15 protein-coding genes are annotated in these 17786 nt (G+C 62.0%); 12 read left to right on the top strand and 3 right to left on the bottom strand.

The annotated features are described in order from the left end of the window. Positions 1–3: 3 nt before the first annotated feature. Entirely contained in the window at positions 4–933 is a 930-nt protein-coding gene (locus HJB83_RS18880; RefSeq protein ID WP_221132094.1) for an SDR family oxidoreductase, read from the bottom strand. Positions 934–1046: 113 nt separating this feature from the next. Then, complete coding sequence (locus tag HJB83_RS18875; protein WP_221115794.1) at positions 1047–2357, bottom strand: MFS transporter; 1311 nt, start codon at positions 2355–2357, stop codon at positions 1047–1049. Positions 2358–2575: 218 nt separating this feature from the next. On the opposite strand from HJB83_RS18875, the gene aqpZ reads away from it, so the two are divergent. From aqpZ to ligA, 10 genes are all read left to right on the top strand, one after another. Beyond that, entirely contained in the window at positions 2576–3262 is a 687-nt protein-coding gene (gene aqpZ / locus HJB83_RS18870; protein WP_207581124.1) for an aquaporin Z, read from the top strand. Positions 3263–3557: 295 nt separating this feature from the next. Then, the gene (locus HJB83_RS18865) at positions 3558–4484 is read left to right on the top strand and encodes a D-alanine--D-alanine ligase (protein WP_207581123.1); all 927 of its coding nucleotides are present in this window, start codon (positions 3558–3560) and stop codon (positions 4482–4484) included. Next, positions 4472–5404, top strand: a complete 933-nt coding sequence (locus HJB83_RS18860; protein WP_207581122.1) for a cell division protein FtsQ/DivIB — start codon at positions 4472–4474, stop codon at positions 5402–5404. Before HJB83_RS18865 ends, HJB83_RS18860 begins: the two co-directional genes overlap by 13 nt. Then, positions 5401–6732, top strand: a complete 1332-nt coding sequence (gene ftsA / locus HJB83_RS18855; RefSeq protein WP_007630115.1) for a cell division protein FtsA — start codon at positions 5401–5403, stop codon at positions 6730–6732. Before HJB83_RS18860 ends, ftsA begins: the two co-directional genes overlap by 4 nt. Before the next feature lie 56 nt (positions 6733–6788). Beyond that, the gene (gene ftsZ / locus HJB83_RS18850; RefSeq protein ID WP_207581121.1) at positions 6789–8507 is read left to right on the top strand and encodes a cell division protein FtsZ; all 1719 of its coding nucleotides are present in this window, start codon (positions 6789–6791) and stop codon (positions 8505–8507) included. A 261-nt stretch (positions 8508–8768) separates the two neighbouring features. Beyond that, positions 8769–9725, top strand: coding sequence for a UDP-3-O-acyl-N-acetylglucosamine deacetylase (lpxC, locus tag HJB83_RS18845; RefSeq protein ID WP_207581120.1), 957 nt, complete (start codon positions 8769–8771; stop codon positions 9723–9725). 245 nt (positions 9726–9970) lie between these two features. Then, positions 9971–10840, top strand: coding sequence for an outer membrane protein assembly factor BamD (locus HJB83_RS18840; protein ID WP_207581119.1), 870 nt, complete (start codon positions 9971–9973; stop codon positions 10838–10840). Between the two features lie 5 nt (positions 10841–10845). After that, complete coding sequence (recN, locus tag HJB83_RS18835; RefSeq protein WP_221132092.1) at positions 10846–12519, top strand: DNA repair protein RecN; 1674 nt, start codon at positions 10846–10848, stop codon at positions 12517–12519. A 75-nt stretch (positions 12520–12594) separates the two neighbouring features. Then, positions 12595–13122, top strand: a complete 528-nt coding sequence (locus HJB83_RS18830) for a DUF6886 family protein (protein WP_221132091.1) — start codon at positions 12595–12597, stop codon at positions 13120–13122. 171 nt (positions 13123–13293) lie between these two features. After that, positions 13294–15450, top strand: coding sequence for an NAD-dependent DNA ligase LigA (ligA, locus tag HJB83_RS18825; protein ID WP_221132090.1), 2157 nt, complete (start codon positions 13294–13296; stop codon positions 15448–15450). A gap of 29 nt (positions 15451–15479) precedes the next feature. On the opposite strand, the gene HJB83_RS18820 is transcribed toward ligA, so the two are convergent. Then, positions 15480–16016 (bottom strand): GNAT family N-acetyltransferase, encoded by a 537-nt coding sequence (locus HJB83_RS18820; RefSeq protein WP_221132089.1) that lies wholly within the window; start codon positions 16014–16016, stop codon positions 15480–15482. A gap of 283 nt (positions 16017–16299) precedes the next feature. Between HJB83_RS18820 and HJB83_RS18815 the strand changes: the two genes are divergently transcribed. Both HJB83_RS18815 and HJB83_RS18810 read left to right on the top strand, forming a co-directional pair. Then, on the top strand, positions 16300–16890 hold the full coding sequence (locus HJB83_RS18815; protein WP_221132088.1) for a 3'-5' exonuclease: 591 nt from the start codon (positions 16300–16302) through the stop codon (positions 16888–16890). Between the two features lie 176 nt (positions 16891–17066). After that, on the top strand, positions 17067–17561 hold the full coding sequence (locus HJB83_RS18810) for a CreA family protein (RefSeq protein ID WP_207581113.1): 495 nt from the start codon (positions 17067–17069) through the stop codon (positions 17559–17561). The last annotated feature ends 225 nt before the right edge of the window (positions 17562–17786 follow it).

The following is a 17786-nucleotide window of genomic DNA, read 5'->3' as shown; positions in this document are numbered from 1 at the left end:
TTCTTACTTCACAGCGATCTTCAGACCTTCGCGTGGCGTGACGATGGGTGACCAGCCGAGCACGTCGCGGGTGTGGGATATGTCGACCTGCAGCGAACCGCAAAGACGCTGGTAGACGGCGTCTTTTCCGGTCAATCGCGCGCCCAGCTGCAACAGAGCGGGGGGGAAGGGAAGCAGCATTGGTTTGACACCCAACCCTGCGGCAATTCCCTCGATGAGCCCGGGCGTTGAGAGATCTTCTCCGTCGCCTGCGAGAAACGTCTGGCCGGCAGCGCCCTGATGCGTCATGCCCGTGATAATCAGATCGACGAGGTTCGGAAGCGCAACCAGCGTCCGGTGGTTTTTCAGTGACGCGAAGGGGAGCGGTATCTTCTTCCTGACAAGTCCGACGAGCAGCGCGAAGTTGCCCCTGGCGCCCGGCCCATAGACGAGCGGCGGTCGAATGACGACGACTTCGATGCCGGTTCGGGCGGAGATTTCATGCAGCCCGATTTCGCTTTCCAGCTTCGAAACACCATAGGGATCAAGCGGCATCGGCGTGTCGTCGTGGCGGAATGGCCGATCGTTCTCTTCACCATTGACTTTGATGCTGCTGATGAAAACGAGCCTTTTTACCCTGGCGCGTGCTGCCTGTTCGGCGAGATTCAGAGTGGCGGCGGTGTTGATCCGGCGGAATTCCGTCAGTGGATCGGCTGCGCGGTCATTCATGATATGCACGCGGGCGGCGAGATGGACGACGACGTCAACACCGTGAAGAGCTGCCGTCCAGTCAGTTTCGCTGGATATCTCGATGGGGAAATGCCGCACACCTTCCGGAAAGCTGGCGGCTGAAGATCGCGTGGTTACCTGAAGCTCGCATAGCCGCTCTCTGTGCAGTCTTTCGACGAGAGGCCCACCGACAAAGCCGGCTGCGCCGGTAATGAGGCATCGCATGATCTGTTCCCCGTTTACCTTGAGTACTCCGGTTAGCCGGAAGTGTCGACCGCATCAATAAAAAAGCCGCGACAGTGGCCGTCGCGGCTTCCGGTTCATTTGCTGTCCGAGGCTCAGACCTCTTCGCGGCCCGACAGCCGGATGCAGACCAGCGAGATCACAGCCGAGGCGGCGAGGTAGTAGCCGACATAGTCCAGGCTGTAGTGGGTGGCGAGCCGGGTGGCGATAAAAGGGGCGAGCGAGGCGCCAAAAATGCCGCCGAGGTTGAAGGTCATCGAGGCGCCGGTATAGCGGATCATGGTCGGGAAGGGGGCGGCAAGGGCCGCGCCGATCGGACCGTAGGTGAAGCCCATCAAAGCAAGGCCGATGATCGAGCAAAGGAAGGCGCCGGTCAGGCCGCTGGTCAACAGCGTCGCATAGAAGAAGCCGAAGATCGCAATGGCAATCGTCGTCAGCGTCAGGATGAGGCGGCGCGAATAGCGGTCGGAGAGCCAGCCGGAAAGCGGGATGGTCAGGCCGAAAAAGACGACGCCGACAAGCTGGACGACCAGGAACTGCTCGCGGGAATAACCGAGCCCGCCCTTTTCCAAAGGTGTCGTGCCCCAGGAGAGCGTGAACACCGTCATCAGGTAGAACAGCACGAAGGTGGCGACCGCGATGAAGGTGCCGAGGATCAGACTGCGCAGATGACCGCGGAAGACGACCGCGATCGGCACGGCGACGCGTTCGTGCTTTTCGACGGCTTTGCGGAATTCCGGCGTTTCGGCGATCTTCAGGCGGACATAGAGGCCGACGGCGACCAGGGCGAGGCTGGCGATAAAGGGGATGCGCCAGCCATAGTCGAGGAAGTCCTCGTTGCTCATCGTTTCCGCCAGGATGAGGAAGAAGCCGGAGGAAAGGATAAAGCCGATCGGGGCGCCGAGCTGCGGGAACATGGCGTACCAGCTGCGCTTGCCGGGAGGAGCGTTTTCGGTGGCGAGCAGGACGGCGCCGCCCCATTCGCCGCCGAGGCCGAGGCCCTGACCGAAGCGGCAAAGCGCCAGCAGCAAGGGTGCCGCGATGCCGATCGAATCATAGCCCGGCAGCAGGCCGATCAGAACGGTCGAAAGCCCCATCGTCATCAGCGCAGCAACCAGTGTCGCCTTGCGGCCGATGCGGTCGCCGAAATGGCCGAAAATTACAGCGCCGATGGGGCGGGCGAAAAAGGCGATCGAGAAGGTGACGAGCGACTGCAGCGTTGCGGCGTTCGAATCGCTTGCCGGGAAGAAGAGATGCGGGAAGACGAGGACGGCTGCCGTCGCGTAGACGTAGAAGTCGAAGAATTCGATCGTGGTGCCGACGAGGCTGGCGATGAGAACGCGTGCCGGGGAATTGACTTGCGCGCTCGAGGCAGGGGTCGGCGATGCGGAGATCGCGTCTGTCATTTTCTTTCCAATCAGTATTTCAATGAAACGGCTTGGGAGATCGGCGGGTCTTAACGCAATTTCAGCTCTGAGAAAACGTCTTCTCGCGTCGCACATATCGTATCTCGAACCCGCGGTTTCTTGCGTGGAGCTTGCCGCAGCATTTGCCGCCGGCTTGACTGGAATCGAATTGTGGCAGATTCACTATAAACTCTGTGGTTGAGGCTTAGGAGGGGCGCATGCAAAAGAGTCTTGTTGCCGAGTTTCTCGGCACATTCTGGCTTGTCTTCGGTGGATGCGGCAGCGCCGTCCTTGCGGCGGCCTATCCCGAGCTGGGTATCGGTTTTGTCGGCGTGGCCTTTGCGTTCGGCCTGACCGTGCTCACCATGGCCTATGCCGCGGGCGGCATTTCGGGTGGCCATTTCAACCCCGCCGTCTCGCTCGGCCTGACCGTTGCCGGACGGTTTCCCGCGGCGCGTCTCGTTCCCTATATCGTCGTCCAGGTGCTCGGCGCCATCGCCGCGGCCGCGCTTCTCTATCTCATCGCCAGCGGCAAGGCGGGTTTCGAACTCGGCGGCTTTGCCGCCAACGGATATGGCGATCATTCCCCGGGCGGTTATTCGCTGCTTTCGGCGCTGCTGATCGAAGTGCTGCTGACCATGTTCTTCCTCATCATCATCCTGGGGTCGACCAGCAGCCGGGTGCCGGCGGGCTTCGCGCCGCTTGCGATCGGCCTCGGACTGACGCTGATCCATCTCGTTTCTATTCCCGTGACAAACACCTCGGTCAACCCGGCGCGTTCCACCGGCCAGGCGCTTTTCGTCGGCGGTTGGGCACTGCAGCAGCTCTGGCTGTTCTGGATTGCACCGCTCGCGGGCGGGGCGCTCGGCGGGCTAGTGTGGAAGTTCCTCGACGACGCCGACTGACTATAGGATCCAGAGTTATCTCATTGAGCCCGCGTGGTTTTTCCGCGCGGGCTTTTCTGTTCTCGCGGATCGGTGGGCATGTTCGCTCCAACATTCCCGAGGCGTGGGGGGTGGAGAAATGAAGCGCGCACCACGGACAAATGCCGCGCTTGGGAAGGCGGAGTTAACGAAAGTAAACACTTCATTAACCATAATGATGCTCTAATGCATCCAGATCGGACAAAGGCCTGAAACGGCGCGGACAGCTTGGCGCAAGCGTCGATTTCGAAAACGGAAGTTATTTTTGGGGGTGTTGATGAGCCGCAAGCACGTTGCTGTCCTGATGGGCGGATTTTCCTCGGAAAGGCCTGTCAGCCTTTCCTCGGGAAAGGCTTGCGCAGAGGCCCTCGAAGCAGAAGGCTTCGACGTGACGCGCATCGACGTCGCCCGCGACGTTTCCGAGAAGCTCGCCGCGTTGAAGCCCGATGTGGTCTTCAACGCGCTGCATGGGCCGTTCGGCGAGGATGGTACCATCCAGGGCATCCTGGAATATCTCGAGATCCCCTATACGCATTCGGGCGTGCTTGCCTCGGCGCTGGCGATGGACAAGGACAAGGCGAAGCTTGTTGCTGCCGCCGCCGGCATTCCGGTCGCCGAATCACATGTGGTCAACCGTTTCGCCTTTCCCTCGACGCATCCGATGAAGCCGCCCTATGTGGTGAAGCCCGTCCGAGAGGGATCGAGCTTCGGCGTCGTCATCGTCACGGAAGATCAGGCGCATCCGCCGCAGATCGTCAGCTCGCCCGAGTGGCGCTACGGCGAGGAGGTGCTTGTCGAGCGCTATGTCCATGGCCGTGAGCTCACCTGTGGTGTCATGGGCGAGACGGTGCTCGGTGTCACGGAAGTGGTGCCGCAGGGACACAATTTCTATGATTACGATTCCAAGTATGCGGCGGGCGGTTCAAAACACGTCATCCCCGCGAAAATTTCACCGAATATTTACCAAAAAATACAAACATTGGCCTTAAGGGCGCATCAGGCAATCGGTTGTCGCGGCGTCAGTCGGTCCGACTTTCGTTACGACGATCGTTTGTCCGAAGACGGCGAAATCATCTGGCTGGAGGTCAATACCCAGCCTGGTATGACTCCAACCTCGCTCGTGCCCGAAATGGCCGGTCATGCCGGCTATTCCTTTGGTCGGTTTCTCCGGTGGATGGTGGAGGACGCGTCGTGTTTGCGTTGACAGTCAAGAGGATTGGGCGTCCGAGCCATCATGCCGTGCTTCCGATCATGGAAGCCGAAGAGCGGTTCGTCCTGCCGCGTCCGCTGCGCCGCGTTACCCGCTTCCTGGTCAGTCTCGGCAGCGGCCGCATTTACATTCCGGCCCATACGGGCACGGTTTCTGCACTCGCTCTCCTGGCTGCGACCGGGCTTTACGGCATGTCGCTCGGCGGCCACACCGAAGCTGTCGCGCAGGCGACGACGACGGCGGCGGGTTTTGCGATCGAGGATGTGAAGGTCTCCGGCAACTCGGAGACTTCCGAAATCGAGATCCTGCAGCTGATCGGTCTCGATGGCACGACCTCGCTGGTCGCCCTCGACGTCGATGCTGCCCGCCGCAAGATCGTGCAGCTTCCCTGGGTCGAAAGTGTCGAGGTTCGCAAGGTCTATCCGAAGACGATCGAGGTCAAGCTCAAGGAGCGTCAGGCCTATGCGATCTGGCAGCACGGACAGGAGCTTTCCCTGATCGAGAAGAACGGCAGCGTCATTGCGCCGCTGCGCGACAACAAATTTTCGTCGCTGCCGCTCGTCGTCGGCCGCGATGCGGAAACGGCTGCGGCTTCGCTCGACGACGCCTTCTCGAAGTGGCCCGACGTGAAGGCTCGCGTGAAGGCCTATGTCTGGATATCGGGCCGTCGCTGGGATCTGCACATGGATAATGGCGTCGTCGTCAAGCTGCCGGAAGTCGGTATCGATCAGGCGCTGGCGACGCTTTCGAAGTTCGACAAGGAGCACCAGCTCCTGGAGCGGGATATTGCTGCGGTCGATCTCAGGCTGTCCGACAGAACCGCGATCCAGCTGACGCCGGAGGCGGCGGTTCGCCGGCAGACGGCGGTGACGGAACGTACGAAAGAACTGAAGAAGGCGGGGCAGAATATATGAGCTTGTTCGGTTCATCCCATTTCGGATTGCCGCGCCTGAAGCCGCTTTCGTCGAAGCGGTCGCATGTCGTTTCGGTGCTCGACATCGGCTCGACCAAGGTGGTCTGCATGATCGGCCGGCTGACGCCGCGCGAGGAAAGCCAGATCCTGCCGGGCCGGACGCACAATATCGAAATCATCGGCATCGGTCACCAGCGTTCCCGCGGCATCAAGACCGGCGTGATTGCCGATCTCGACGCGTTGGAAGGCGTCATTCGTCTCGCCGTCGACGCGGCTGAACGCATGGCGGGGCTGACCGTCGAGAGCCTGATCGTCAATCTGACGGCCGGCCGTCTCGGCAGCGATATCTACACCGCGACGATCGATCTCGGCGGCCAGGAAGTTGAACTCAACGATCTGAAGAAGGTGCTGTCGGCAGCCTGCCAGCAGTCGTTGCGCCAGGACCGTTCGGTGCTGCATTCGCTGGCGACCGGGTTTTCGCTCGATGGCGAGCGCGGCATCCGCGATCCGCTGGCAATGTATGGCGATGCGCTCGGCGTCGACATGCATGTCGTGACGGCGGAGCGCTCGGCGCTGAAGAACCTCGAACTCAGCGTCAATCGCGCGCATCTATCGGTTGAGGGCATCGTTGCAACGCCCTATGCATCGGGCCTTGCGGCGCTCGTCGACGACGAGGTCGAGCTCGGCTGTGCGGCAATCGATATGGGCGGCGGCACGACGACGATCTCGGTCTTTGCCGAAGGCAAGCTCGTTCATACGGATGCCGTCGGCCTCGGCGGCCATCACGTCACCACCGACCTTGCGCGCGGCCTTTCGACCCGCATCGAGGATGCGGAGCGGCTGAAGGTCGTGCATGCCACGGCCCTTTCGAATTCTTCTGACGAGCGCGAGCTGATCTCGATCCCGCCGATCGGCGAGGACGATCGCGACCAGCCGTCGCAGGTGCCGAGGGCGCTGGTTTCGCGCATCGTTTCGGCCCGAATCGAAGAGACAATGGAACTGATCCGCGACCGCATCCAGCGCTCCGGCTTCAGCCCGATCGTCGGCAAGCGCGTCGTCTTGACCGGTGGGGCCAGCCAGTTGACCGGCCTTGCCGACGTGGCGCGGCGCATCCTTGCCCGCAACGTCCGCATCGGCCGTCCGATGGGCGTCTCGGGATTGCCGACGGCGGCCAAGGGGCCGGCCTTTTCGACGGCCGTCGGCCTGATGATCTATCCGCAGGTCGCGGACATGGAGACACATGCGTCACAGAGCGGTCTGCTCCTGTCGCTTGGAGGAAATAACAGCCGCATAGCCCGGATGGGCCAGTGGCTGAAGGAAAGCTTCTGAAAATTGAGTAATTGGCCGGCGTGGCGATGCGGCCAGAGAGAGAAGGAACAGGTACAATGACCATCAAGCTGCAAAAGCCTGACATCACAGAGCTGAAGCCGCGCATCACCGTATTCGGCGTTGGTGGCGGTGGCGGCAATGCCGTCAACAACATGATCACCGCCGGCCTCCAGGGCGTCGACTTCGTCGTTGCCAACACGGACGCGCAGGCGCTGACGATGACCAAGGCCGAGCGCATCATCCAGCTCGGCGTCAATGTCACCGAAGGTCTCGGTGCAGGTTCGCAGCCGGAAGTCGGCCGCGCGGCGGCCGAAGAGTGCATCGATGAGATCGTCGATCACCTGAACGGCACGCATATGTGCTTCGTCACCGCCGGCATGGGCGGCGGCACCGGCACGGGTGCAGCTCCCGTCGTCGCGCAGGCCGCCCGCAACAAGGGCATCCTGACGGTCGGCGTCGTCACCAAGCCGTTCCACTTCGAAGGCGGGCGCCGCATGCGTCTGGCCGAGATGGGCATCCAGGAACTGCAGAAGTCTGTCGATACGCTGATCGTCATTCCGAACCAGAACCTCTTCCGTATTGCCAATGATAAGACGACCTTCGCCGATGCCTTCGCGATGGCCGACCAGGTTCTCTATTCTGGCGTTGCCTGCATCACCGACCTGATGGTGAAGGAAGGTCTCATCAACCTCGACTTCGCCGACGTCCGCTCGGTGATGCGCGAAATGGGCCGCGCGATGATGGGTACCGGCGAAGCCTCCGGCTCCGGCCGCGCGCTGCAGGCCGCAGAGGCTGCAATCGCCAACCCGCTGCTCGACGAGACCTCGATGAAGGGTGCCCAGGGCCTGCTGATCTCCATCACCGGCGGTCGCGACCTCACCCTCTTCGAAGTCGACGAAGCCGCGACCCGCATCCGCGAGGAAGTCGATCCCGACGCCAACATCATCCTCGGCGCCACCTTCGACGAATCGCTTGAAGGCATCATCCGCGTCTCGGTCGTCGCGACCGGCATCGATCGGGCGATGAACGAGGCTGCCGAGCGCAACCTCCAGCCAGCCGCAAGGCCGGCTATCCGTCCCTCGGCGGCTGTTGCTCCGGCAGCGGCCGCAGTTCAGCCTGCCGCCGTGATGCAGGCACCGAAGGCCATGGATCCGATCGCGCAGACCATCCGCGCAGCGGAGATGGAACGCGAGCTCGAAATTCCGGCCCCGCGCGCCGCCGCACCGCTGCAACAGCCGGTGACACAGCAGGAAACCTTCCGTCCGCAGAGCAAGATCTTCGCGCCTGCGCCGGAAGCTCCGGCAATGCGTCCGGCACCGGCGCAGCAGCAAGCTCCGGCGCCAGTCATGAGCCAGCCGGTGATGAGCCAGCCCGTCCAGCAGCAGCCAGTTCGGCAGGAGCCGATCATCCGCCAAGCGCCCGAACCGATGCGCATGCCGAAGGTCGAGGATTTCCCGCCGGTCGTCCAGGCCGAACTTGACCACCGCACGCAGCCGGCTTCCGCACATGCGGCGGAAGAACGCGGTCCGATGGGGCTGCTGAAGCGAATCACCAATTCGCTTGGCCGCCGCGACGACGACGCCGTTGCTGCCGACATGACTGCCGCACCGGCAGCCGCTTCGCAGCAGCGCCGTCCGCTGTCGCCGGAGGCCAGCCTCTACGCACCGCGTCGCGGCAACCTCGACGACCAGGGCCGGACGGTTCCGCAGGCCCGGATGATGCAGGAAGACGACCAGCTGGAAATCCCGGCATTCCTGCGTCGCCAGTCGAACTGAAGGCGTGCTTCGGCACCATTTATGCCCGGGATCAAGGTCCCGGGCATTGCTGTTTTTCAGCCCACGATTCGCAAGCGATTTCAATTGCCTGACTTCGTAACAAAGCGAAAGAAACAGTGATTTGGATTGGAGCGCCGTGGCACGTAAGTATGGTGCAACGAATCTGCCCTAGGAGACTTTTCGTGTGGCTCCTTGTGCAGAAAGAACGGTGACCGCGCCGATCGGACAGACCGCCGGTGCGGAAGAATAAAGGCAGATTTTATGGCAATTGGCTTGCTGGGTTTTCAAACGACGGTATCGCGTCCCGTGTCGCTTTCGGGCATCGGGGTGCATTCGGGCGCTAATGTCTCGATCACGCTGAACCCGGCCGAATCGGACACCGGCGTCGTTTTCCAGCGCCTGCATGACAATGGCGACATCACCGAACTCAAGGCTGTCTCCTCGCAGGTCGGCAATACCGACCTCTGCACCGTGCTCGGCTTCTCGCCCGCCCATTCTGTCGCGACGATCGAACATGTCATGGCGGCGATCTATGCGCTCGGCCTCGACAATGTGGTGATCGAGGTGCAGGGCTCCGAAATGCCGATCATGGACGGCAGCTCGCTGCCTTTCGTCGAGGCGATCGAGCAGGTCGGTCTGGTCTCGCTCCGCGTCAAGCGCCGCTACATCCGTATCACCAAGCCGGTGCGAATCGAGCATGGCGGCTCCTGGAGCGAATTCCGCCCCTATGACGGTACGCGCTTCGAAGTCGAGATCGATTTCGACTGCCCGCTGATCGGCCGGCAGAAGTGGGCCGGCGACATGACCGCCGCCGTCTTCAAGGCCGAGCTTTCCCGCGCCCGCACCTTCGGTTTCATGCGCGATGTCGAGCGTCTCTGGGCCTCGGGCCACGCGCTCGGCTCCTCGCTCGAAAATTCCGTCGTCATCTCGGACGACAATACCGTCATCAACGTCGAAGGGCTGCGCTACGCCAAGGACGAATTCGTCCGCCACAAGACGCTCGATGCCGTCGGCGATCTGTCGCTTGCCGGCGTCCAGTTCATCGGCTGCTACCGTTCCTATCGCGGCGGTCACAAGATGAATGCCAATGCGCTGAAGGCGCTGCTCGCCGATTCCTCCGCCTACGAGGTGGTCGAGACGTCGACACCGCGCCAGCGCGTCGCTGCCCGCGAACTGATCGCGGTCAGTGCTTCGGAATTCGCTCCCTGGTCGGCATGACCTCCAGCACATTCTCAAGACCAGGCCGCCTCTTTCCCGGAGGCGGTTTTTTTATGTCCAGCTGGGTCAGGTGCTTAACTGCCACAGCTCGGGGAAGAAGATGAAAAGCCCGTCATTCCCCGGCCGCTGCCACAAAAATGCGTTAATGCCTTATCATTGCGTTGCTCTTGATGCACATTTGTGGCTAGAAACGCCAGAGAGGCGTGGCTGCCGTGGAGCGAGCGGCGGCAGTGGGGTTCTTTCGAATGGGTTATGCAGGATCTGAAGGTATGATGAAGACAGCGCGTGCTTTGTTCGCATCGCTTCTGGTGCTCAGCGCAGGCGCCTCGATATCCGGTTGCCAGTCGGATCCCGATATCGACATCACCAAGCTCGGCCTCGAAACCGATCCGCCGGATGTGCTCTACACCCAGGGCCTTGCCAACATGAAGGCTGGCAACATGGCGGAAGCGGCGCGCAAGTTCGACGCAATCGACCGCGAGAACCCGTTCTCCGAATGGGCGCGCAAGGCGCTTGTGATGAGCACCTTCGTCAAATACCGCCAGGGCCGCCTGGATGATGCGCTTGCATCAGGCAACCGCTACATGTCGCAATATCCGAAATCCCCGGATGCGGCCTATGTGCAGTATCTCATCGGTCTCACCTATTCCAAGCAGATCGTCGACGTGACGCAGGACCAGCGCGCCTCGGCAAAGACGATCGAAGCGATGCAGGCCGTCATCGACAATTATCCGAATTCCGAATATGTCGACGACGCGCAGGCGAAGATCCGCTTCTCGCGCGATCAGCTTGCCGGCAAGGAAATGCAGATCGGCCGCTACTACATGGAGCGGAAGGAATATCTCGCCGCGATCTCGCGCTTCCGCATCGTCGTCGAGAAATATCCGAACACGAACCAGATCGAAGAGGCCCTAGCGCGTCTCGTCGAAGCTTATTATTCTATGGGCATTGTCGACGAGGCGCAGACGGCGGCTGCCGTTCTCGGCCACAATTATCCCGACAGCCAGTGGTACGCCGATTCCTACAAGCTGCTGCAGAGTGGCGGTGCCGAGCCGCGTGAGAACAAGGGCTCGTGGATCGCTGCGGCAGGCAAAAAACTTCTTCTTGGTTCCTGAGGCCAATGCTGATCCAGCTTTCGATCCGCGATATCGTCCTGATCGAGCGGCTGGATCTTGCCTTCGAGACCGGCCTCTCCGTGCTGACGGGCGAGACCGGGGCGGGCAAATCCATCCTGCTCGACAGCCTGTCGCTGGCGCTCGGTGGGCGCGGCGACGGCGGCTTGGTGCGCCATGGCGAGGATAAGGGCCAGGTGACGGCGGTGTTCGACGTCGGCATGGACCACGGCGCCCGCACCCTCCTGCGTGAAAACGGCATTGACGACGAGGGCGACCTGATCTTCCGCCGCCAGCAATCGGCGGACGGACGCACAAAGGCCTATGTCAACGACCAGCCGGTCAGCGTGCAGCTGATGCGCCAGGCCGGCCAGATGCTGGTCGAAATCCACGGACAGCACGACGATCGCGCCCTTGTCGACACCAATGCCCACCGCACTCTGCTCGATGCCTTCGGCGGTCTTACCGATGAGGTTTCCGAGGTATCCCGGCTGTATCGCCTGTGGCGCGACAGCGAGCGGGCGCTGAAGAAGCACCGCGAGAAGGTGGAAGGTGCGGCGCGCGAAGCCGACTATCTGCGTTCCTCCGTCGAGGAACTCGAGAAGCTCTCGCCGCAGGATGGCGAGGAGGACGAACTCGCCGATCGCCGGCAGAAGATGATGAAGGCCGAGCGAATCGCCGGCGATATTGCCGAGGCGTCCGAGTTCCTGAACGGCAATGCCTCGCCAGTGCCCCATATCGCCTCGCTGGTGCGCCGGTTGGAGCGCAAGAGCCATGAGGCGCCGGGCCTGCTCGAAGACACCGTGACGCTGCTTGATGCCGCGCTCGACCAGCTTTCCAACGCGCAGATGGAAGTCGAGGCAGCGCTGCGCAGGACCGAATATGATCCGAGGGAACTGGAGCGGGTCGAGGAGCGGCTTTTCGCGCTCAGGGCCGCCTCGCGCAAATACTCCGTGCCGGTCACTGAGCTGCCGGCGCTTGCCGTCCGCATGATCGCCGATCTCGCCGATCTCGACGCGGGCGAGGAGCGGCTTGCCCGGCTCGAAGCCGAGGTAGGCCTGGCACGGGAAAATTACGATGCGGCGGCGCGCGCGCTCTCCGACAAACGCCATCACGCCGGCACCGCACTGGCTGCGGCTGTGATGACGGAACTGCCGGCGCTGAAGCTTGAACGCGCCCGTTTCATGGTCGAGATCACCACGGATGCGCAGGAGGCGCTCGCCGAGGGCATTGACGTCGTCGAGTTCCATGTCCAGACCAATCCGGGCACGCGGCCGGGCTCGATCATGAAGGTCGCCTCCGGCGGCGAGCTGTCGCGTTTCCTGCTGGCCCTGAAGGTGGCGCTCGCCGATCGCGGATCGGCTCCGACGCTCGTCTTCGACGAAATCGATACCGGCGTCGGCGGGGCGGTGGCCGATGCGATCGGCCAGCGGCTGAAGCGGCTGTCGGAGCGTGTGCAGGTGCTGTCGGTCACGCATGCGCCGCAGGTCGCCGCAAGGGCGGCGACGCATCTTCTGATCTCCAAGGGGCCGGCGGCCGAGGGATCCGAAAAGATTGCCACGCGCGTGGCGACGATGGCGCAGAAGGACCGCACCGAAGAGATTGCCCGCATGCTGGCGGGCGCCTCGGTGACCGAAGAGGCGAGGGCGGCGGCGAAGCGGCTGCTGGCCGGCAACGGCTGATCGCCAATCCAGCCGCTGTGACAGGCGTTCCGATTCACGCTATGCGAGTCACTCGATCAGCGGTGATCTCTTGCCATGCGTCTTTTCCATTTCAGCGATGATCCCGATATCGCGGTCTTCGAACCGCGCCCGGTCCGCATCCCCTCCCTTCGCCCGGCCGGCCGGGAATTGCTGAACGGTCCGCTCGTCTGGGCGATCGATGGCGATCATGACTTCATGTATCTCTTTCCACGTGACTGCCCGCGGATCCTGATCTGGGCGAAACCCGAGACACCGGAGACGGAGCGGCGGCGCTGGCTCGGCGATTGGCGGGCTGCGGGCTTCGTCGAGCGCCATTGGCTGGAAAGGCTCGAGTCGGAAACGATTCATCGTTATGAGATGCCGACCGACGATTTCGTCGACCTTGATGATGCGGGTATGTGGGTATGCGACCGGCGCGTCATTCCGATTGAGCGGACTGCTATCTCGTGGCTGGATCTGGCGTTTGCGCCGCGCGGTGTGGACCTGCGGGTCGTCGATAGCCTGCGGCCGCTGAAGGGCCTCTGGAACACTGGACTGCATGTCAGCGGCATCCGGCTGCGCAATGCGAGGGATTGGGAATAGGGCGGGCAGGGTATTCCAATGCTATCCGTCTGTGCGATGCTCCGACGTGTCAATGCAGCCCAGAGCAGAGCGATCTTCCCGACGCGACAGATACTGCCTCTCTTTTCATCCGGAAATTTTGCTCTAAAACCAATCGAGATTTTTTGGCCAGATTCCCTGGAGTAATATTCCATGTCCACCGAAGGTTTCGCCGTCGACACGTTGACGATCGAAGAGGTTGCCGCCGAACTCGAACGGCTGGCAAAGGAGATCGCGCATCACGATGCGCTCTACCACGGCAAGGACCAGCCGGAGATCTCGGATGCCGATTACGACGCGCTGAAGCGCCGCAACGATGCGCTGGAAGTGCGGTTTCCCGAGCTGATCCGGGAAGATAGCCCGTCGCGGCGTGTGGGCGCTGTGCCTTCCGTCACCTTCTCGCCGGTCGTTCATGCGCGGCCGATGTTGTCGCTCGACAATACTTTCTCACAGGAGGACGTGCAGGATTTCGTCGCCGGCGTCTATCGCTTCCTCGGCCGTCTGCCGGACCAGTCGATTGCCTTTACCGCCGAGCCGAAGATCGACGGTCTGTCGATGTCGATCCGTTACGAGAATGGCAGTCTGGTGACGGCTGCTACGCGCGGCGACGGCACGACGGGGGAGAATGTCACCGCCAACATTCGCACCATCGCAGAAATCCCCAACAAGCTGCCGAAGGGCGTGCCCGCCGTCGTGGAGATCCGCGGCGAGGTCTATATGGCCAAGAGCGACTTTCTGGCACTGAATCGGCAGATGGAGGCGGAGGGCAAGCAGACCTATGTCAATCCGCGCAATACGGCGGCCGGGTCGCTGCGCCAGCTCGACGCCAAGGTGACGGCGAGCCGCAAGCTGAAATTCTTCGCCTATGCCTGGGGCGAGATGTCGGAGATGCCTGAAGATACGCAGTTCGCAATGGTGCAGACTTTCAAGGATTGGGGATTTCCCGTGAACCCGCTGATGAAGCGGCTGAATTCCGTCGCCGACATCCTGGCGCATTATGACGAGATCGGCCTTGAGCGTCCGGATCTCGACTACGACATCGACGGCGTCGTCTACAAGGTCGACAGTCTCGAGCTGCAGGCCCGTCTCGGCTTCCGCTCGCGCAGCCCGCGTTGGGCGACGGCGCACAAATTTCCGGCCGAACAGGCCTTCACCGAGGTCGAGAAGATCGAGATCCAGGTCGGCCGCACCGGCGCACTGACGCCGGTGGCGCGGCTGAAACCGATCACCGTCGGCGGCGTCGTCGTTACCAATGCGACGCTGCACAACGAGGACTACATCAAGGGTCTCGGCAATAGTGGCGAGCGCATCCGGCCGGAGGACCACGATATCCGCGAAGGCGATACCGTCATCGTCCAGCGCGCCGGCGACGTCATTCCGCAGATCCTCGATGTGGTGATGGAAAAACGCGCCGCCGATGCCGCCGCATACGAGTTTCCGACGACCTGCCCGGTCTGCGGTTCGCATGCGGTGCGCGAAGTCAACGAGAAGACCGGTAAGATGGATTCGGTGCGCCGCTGCACCGGCGGCTTTATCTGCCGAGCGCAGGCGACCGAGCATCTGAAGCACTTCGTCTCGCGCAACGCCTTCGATATCGAGGGGCTCGGTTCGAAGCAGATCGACTTCTTCTTCGAAAACGAGGATCCGTCGCTGCAGATTCGCACGGCGCCTCAAATCTTCACGCTGGAGGAGCGGCAACTGCAATCGCTGACCAAGCTCGAAAATATCGACGGCTTCGGCAAGGTCAGCGTCGGCAAGCTTTATACGGCGATCAACGAGCGGCGCAGCATTGCGCTCCATCGCTTTATCTACGCGCTCGGCATCCGCCACATCGGCGAAACCACGGCGAAGCTGCTGGCGCGCTCCTATGGCACCTACGAAGCCTTTGAAACGGCTATGCGGGAGGCTGAGACGCTTTCCGGCGACGCCTGGAACGATCTCAACGCCATCGACGGCATCGGCGATGTCGTTGCCCGCGCCATGGTCGAATTCTACAAGGAACCGCGCAACGTTGCGGTGATTTCGGAGCTGATCAGGCAGGTGAAGCCACAGGAGGCCGAACAGCCGGTCACCTCAGGCAGTCCGGTCGCCGGCAAGACCGTGGTCTTTACCGGCTCGCTGGAAAAATTCACTCGCGACGAGGCGAAGGCGAGGGCGGAAAGCCTCGGCGCCAAGGTGGCGGGATCGGTCTCCAAGAAGACCGACATCGTCGTTGCCGGTCCCGGCGCCGGTTCCAAGCTCGACAAGGCGCGAGAGCTCGGCGTGCAGACGATGGACGAGGACGAGTGGCTGGCATTGATCAGTGGGTGAAGGGCTGACGGCAAGCCGCCAGCCCACGCTCATAGCCTGAGCCGCGCCATCGTATAGGCGTCGACATACTCCCCTGAGCGGAAGCCGAAGGCCCTCAGCAGACCTTCGCGCTCGAAGCCGAACTTTTCGTAGAGGCCGATGGCGGCGTCATTGTCGGTGTAGACGGTCAGTTCCAGCCGTTTGACATCGAGCCAGTCGTCGGCAGCGTCGACCATCGCGCCGAGCAGGATCCGTCCGAAACCGTGGCCGGTGAAATCGTCATGCACGCCCATGCCGAGGCTCGCAACGTGCTGCCTGCGGCCGGAGAGGCGATTGAGGCCGCAATTGCCGACGATCCTGCCATCCAGGGTAACGACGAGGTTCAGCGCGCCCGGCGTCGGGTTTTCCATATTTCTGCGAACCTCTTCGACCCTCTGGTACGGCGGCCGCAGGGTTCCGGCCCGATAGCCCGGCAGATTTATCAGATCGGTGATTTCCTCCGCATCGGAAAGGCGCACGGCGCGCACGAGAACTCCGTCCGGCAGGCGCGCTCGGCGGCCAGGTTCACTCTCTTCGTTTTCAGACATTGGCTGCTCTCCGTTGGTTTCAGGAGGAGAGCCTGAGTTTCGGAAAACCCTGCTCGCCTCGGCAGGGTTTTCGGGATGATCGGATCGCTGTTAACGCGCCATCGCTCCCGCGTACCCTTCAAGGGTCGTGGTGTGATGAATAAGCGCTGCCATGGTCATGGAACCAATCATGGCGAGAAGTTTCGATATGCCGGTTGAAAAGTCAACCATGCGTCGTGTCGAATTTGCGCGGCCGGGAGCGGGACGGTATTTCTGTTCCCGAAGAAATGATTCGGGTGCTGATTTGAAGACCATCGCCATTGACTTCGAGACGGCGAACGAACAACGCGGCAGCGCCTGTTCTGTCGGCCTTGCCTGGATCGAGGACGGCAGGGTCACGCGCGTCGAGGAGCGGCTGATCCGGCCGCGGGACATGCGCTTTTCCGCGATGAACATTGCGATCCACGGCATCCGGCCGGAACATGTCGAGGATGCACCGGAGTTTCCCGAGGTGATGGACGAATTCCACGAGGATATCAGCGGTGCGACAATGATCGCCCACAACGCCGCCTTCGACTTCAGCGTCTGGCGGGCGAGCCTCGATCTCTATCGGCAATCCTACCCGGAGCTTTCCTATCTCTGCAGCCTGAAGATGGCGCAGCGGATCTGGCCGCACTTCTTCTCACACCGGCTGAACCTGATCGCCGAGCATCTCGGCCTGCGGTTCGTTCACCACAATGCTGCCGAGGACGCCGTCGTCTGCGCTGCTGCAGCCATCGAGATGGCAAAAGCGGTCAAGGCCAACGCCGTTCACGCCATACCGGCGATGATCGGTATGAAGCCCGGCCGGCTGACGGCGCGGGCCTACGAGCCCTGTACCTGCCGGAAGGGCTGATCGTTTCCCGCCGTCGGCCTTTCTTGCAAAGCATCGGGACGCACTTATCTAGAACGCGGATCAGCGCATAACCCCTAAAATCGGAATCGATTTTCGGAAAGGATTATGCGCAGATTCAAAGCGATAGAGCGTCCTTAGCGCGTCCGGTCGGACGCGCGGCGCTCTAAGGAGCCGCCATGTCCAAGCCGCGCAATCTTCTCCTCGCCGCCTTTTCTTTCGCCGCCCTTTCCGCCGGCGCCGTCTCGGCCGAGGTCGTCGGCAAGGTCGGGGTCGACTGGATCGGCAACGACATCATCGTCGAGGCAGTCTCCGATCCTGAGGTCAAGGGCGTCACCTGCCACGTCACCTATTTCGACCGCAGCCTGATCGACCGGTTCAAGAACGGCAACTGGTTTGAAGATCCCTCCAACAATTCCATCGCCTGCCGGCAGACGGGGCCGATCGAGATCGGCAGTATCGACCTGTCCAAGGATGGCAGCGAAGTATTCCGGCAAGGCATGTCGCTGATCTGGAAGACGCTGGTCGTCAACCGCATCTACGACAAGACCAATGACACGCTCATCTATCTCGCCCATTCCAGGGAGCTGACGGACGGCTCGGCGAAGATGTCGATTTCGACGATTCCCTTGTATGGGCAGAATGTGACGTGGAAGAATGGGAAGCCGCAATAAGGCTGCGGGTTGGTGTGCAACGCGCGTTTCATCTTGAGTAGTGCATCCCTCGGAGCTCCCTCATGCCTGTGCTTGTCACAGGCATCCAGCGTGTCCAAGTCTTTGGGCGCGGGAGACTCTTCTTGACAAGCGAGTCATTCACCGCGCGGACGCGCCGTGGCTGGATCTCTGTGACAAACACAGAGATGAGGGAGGAGAGGGTGTGCCACGCGGCTTGGAGAGATT

The organism is Rhizobium sp. NZLR11 (genome assembly GCF_019685115.1).
In the GTDB taxonomy this organism is placed as follows: Bacteria; Pseudomonadota; Alphaproteobacteria; order Rhizobiales; family Rhizobiaceae; genus Rhizobium.
Note: the sequence above shows the minus strand (reverse complement) of the source record. Positions and strands in the feature narration are given on the sequence as shown.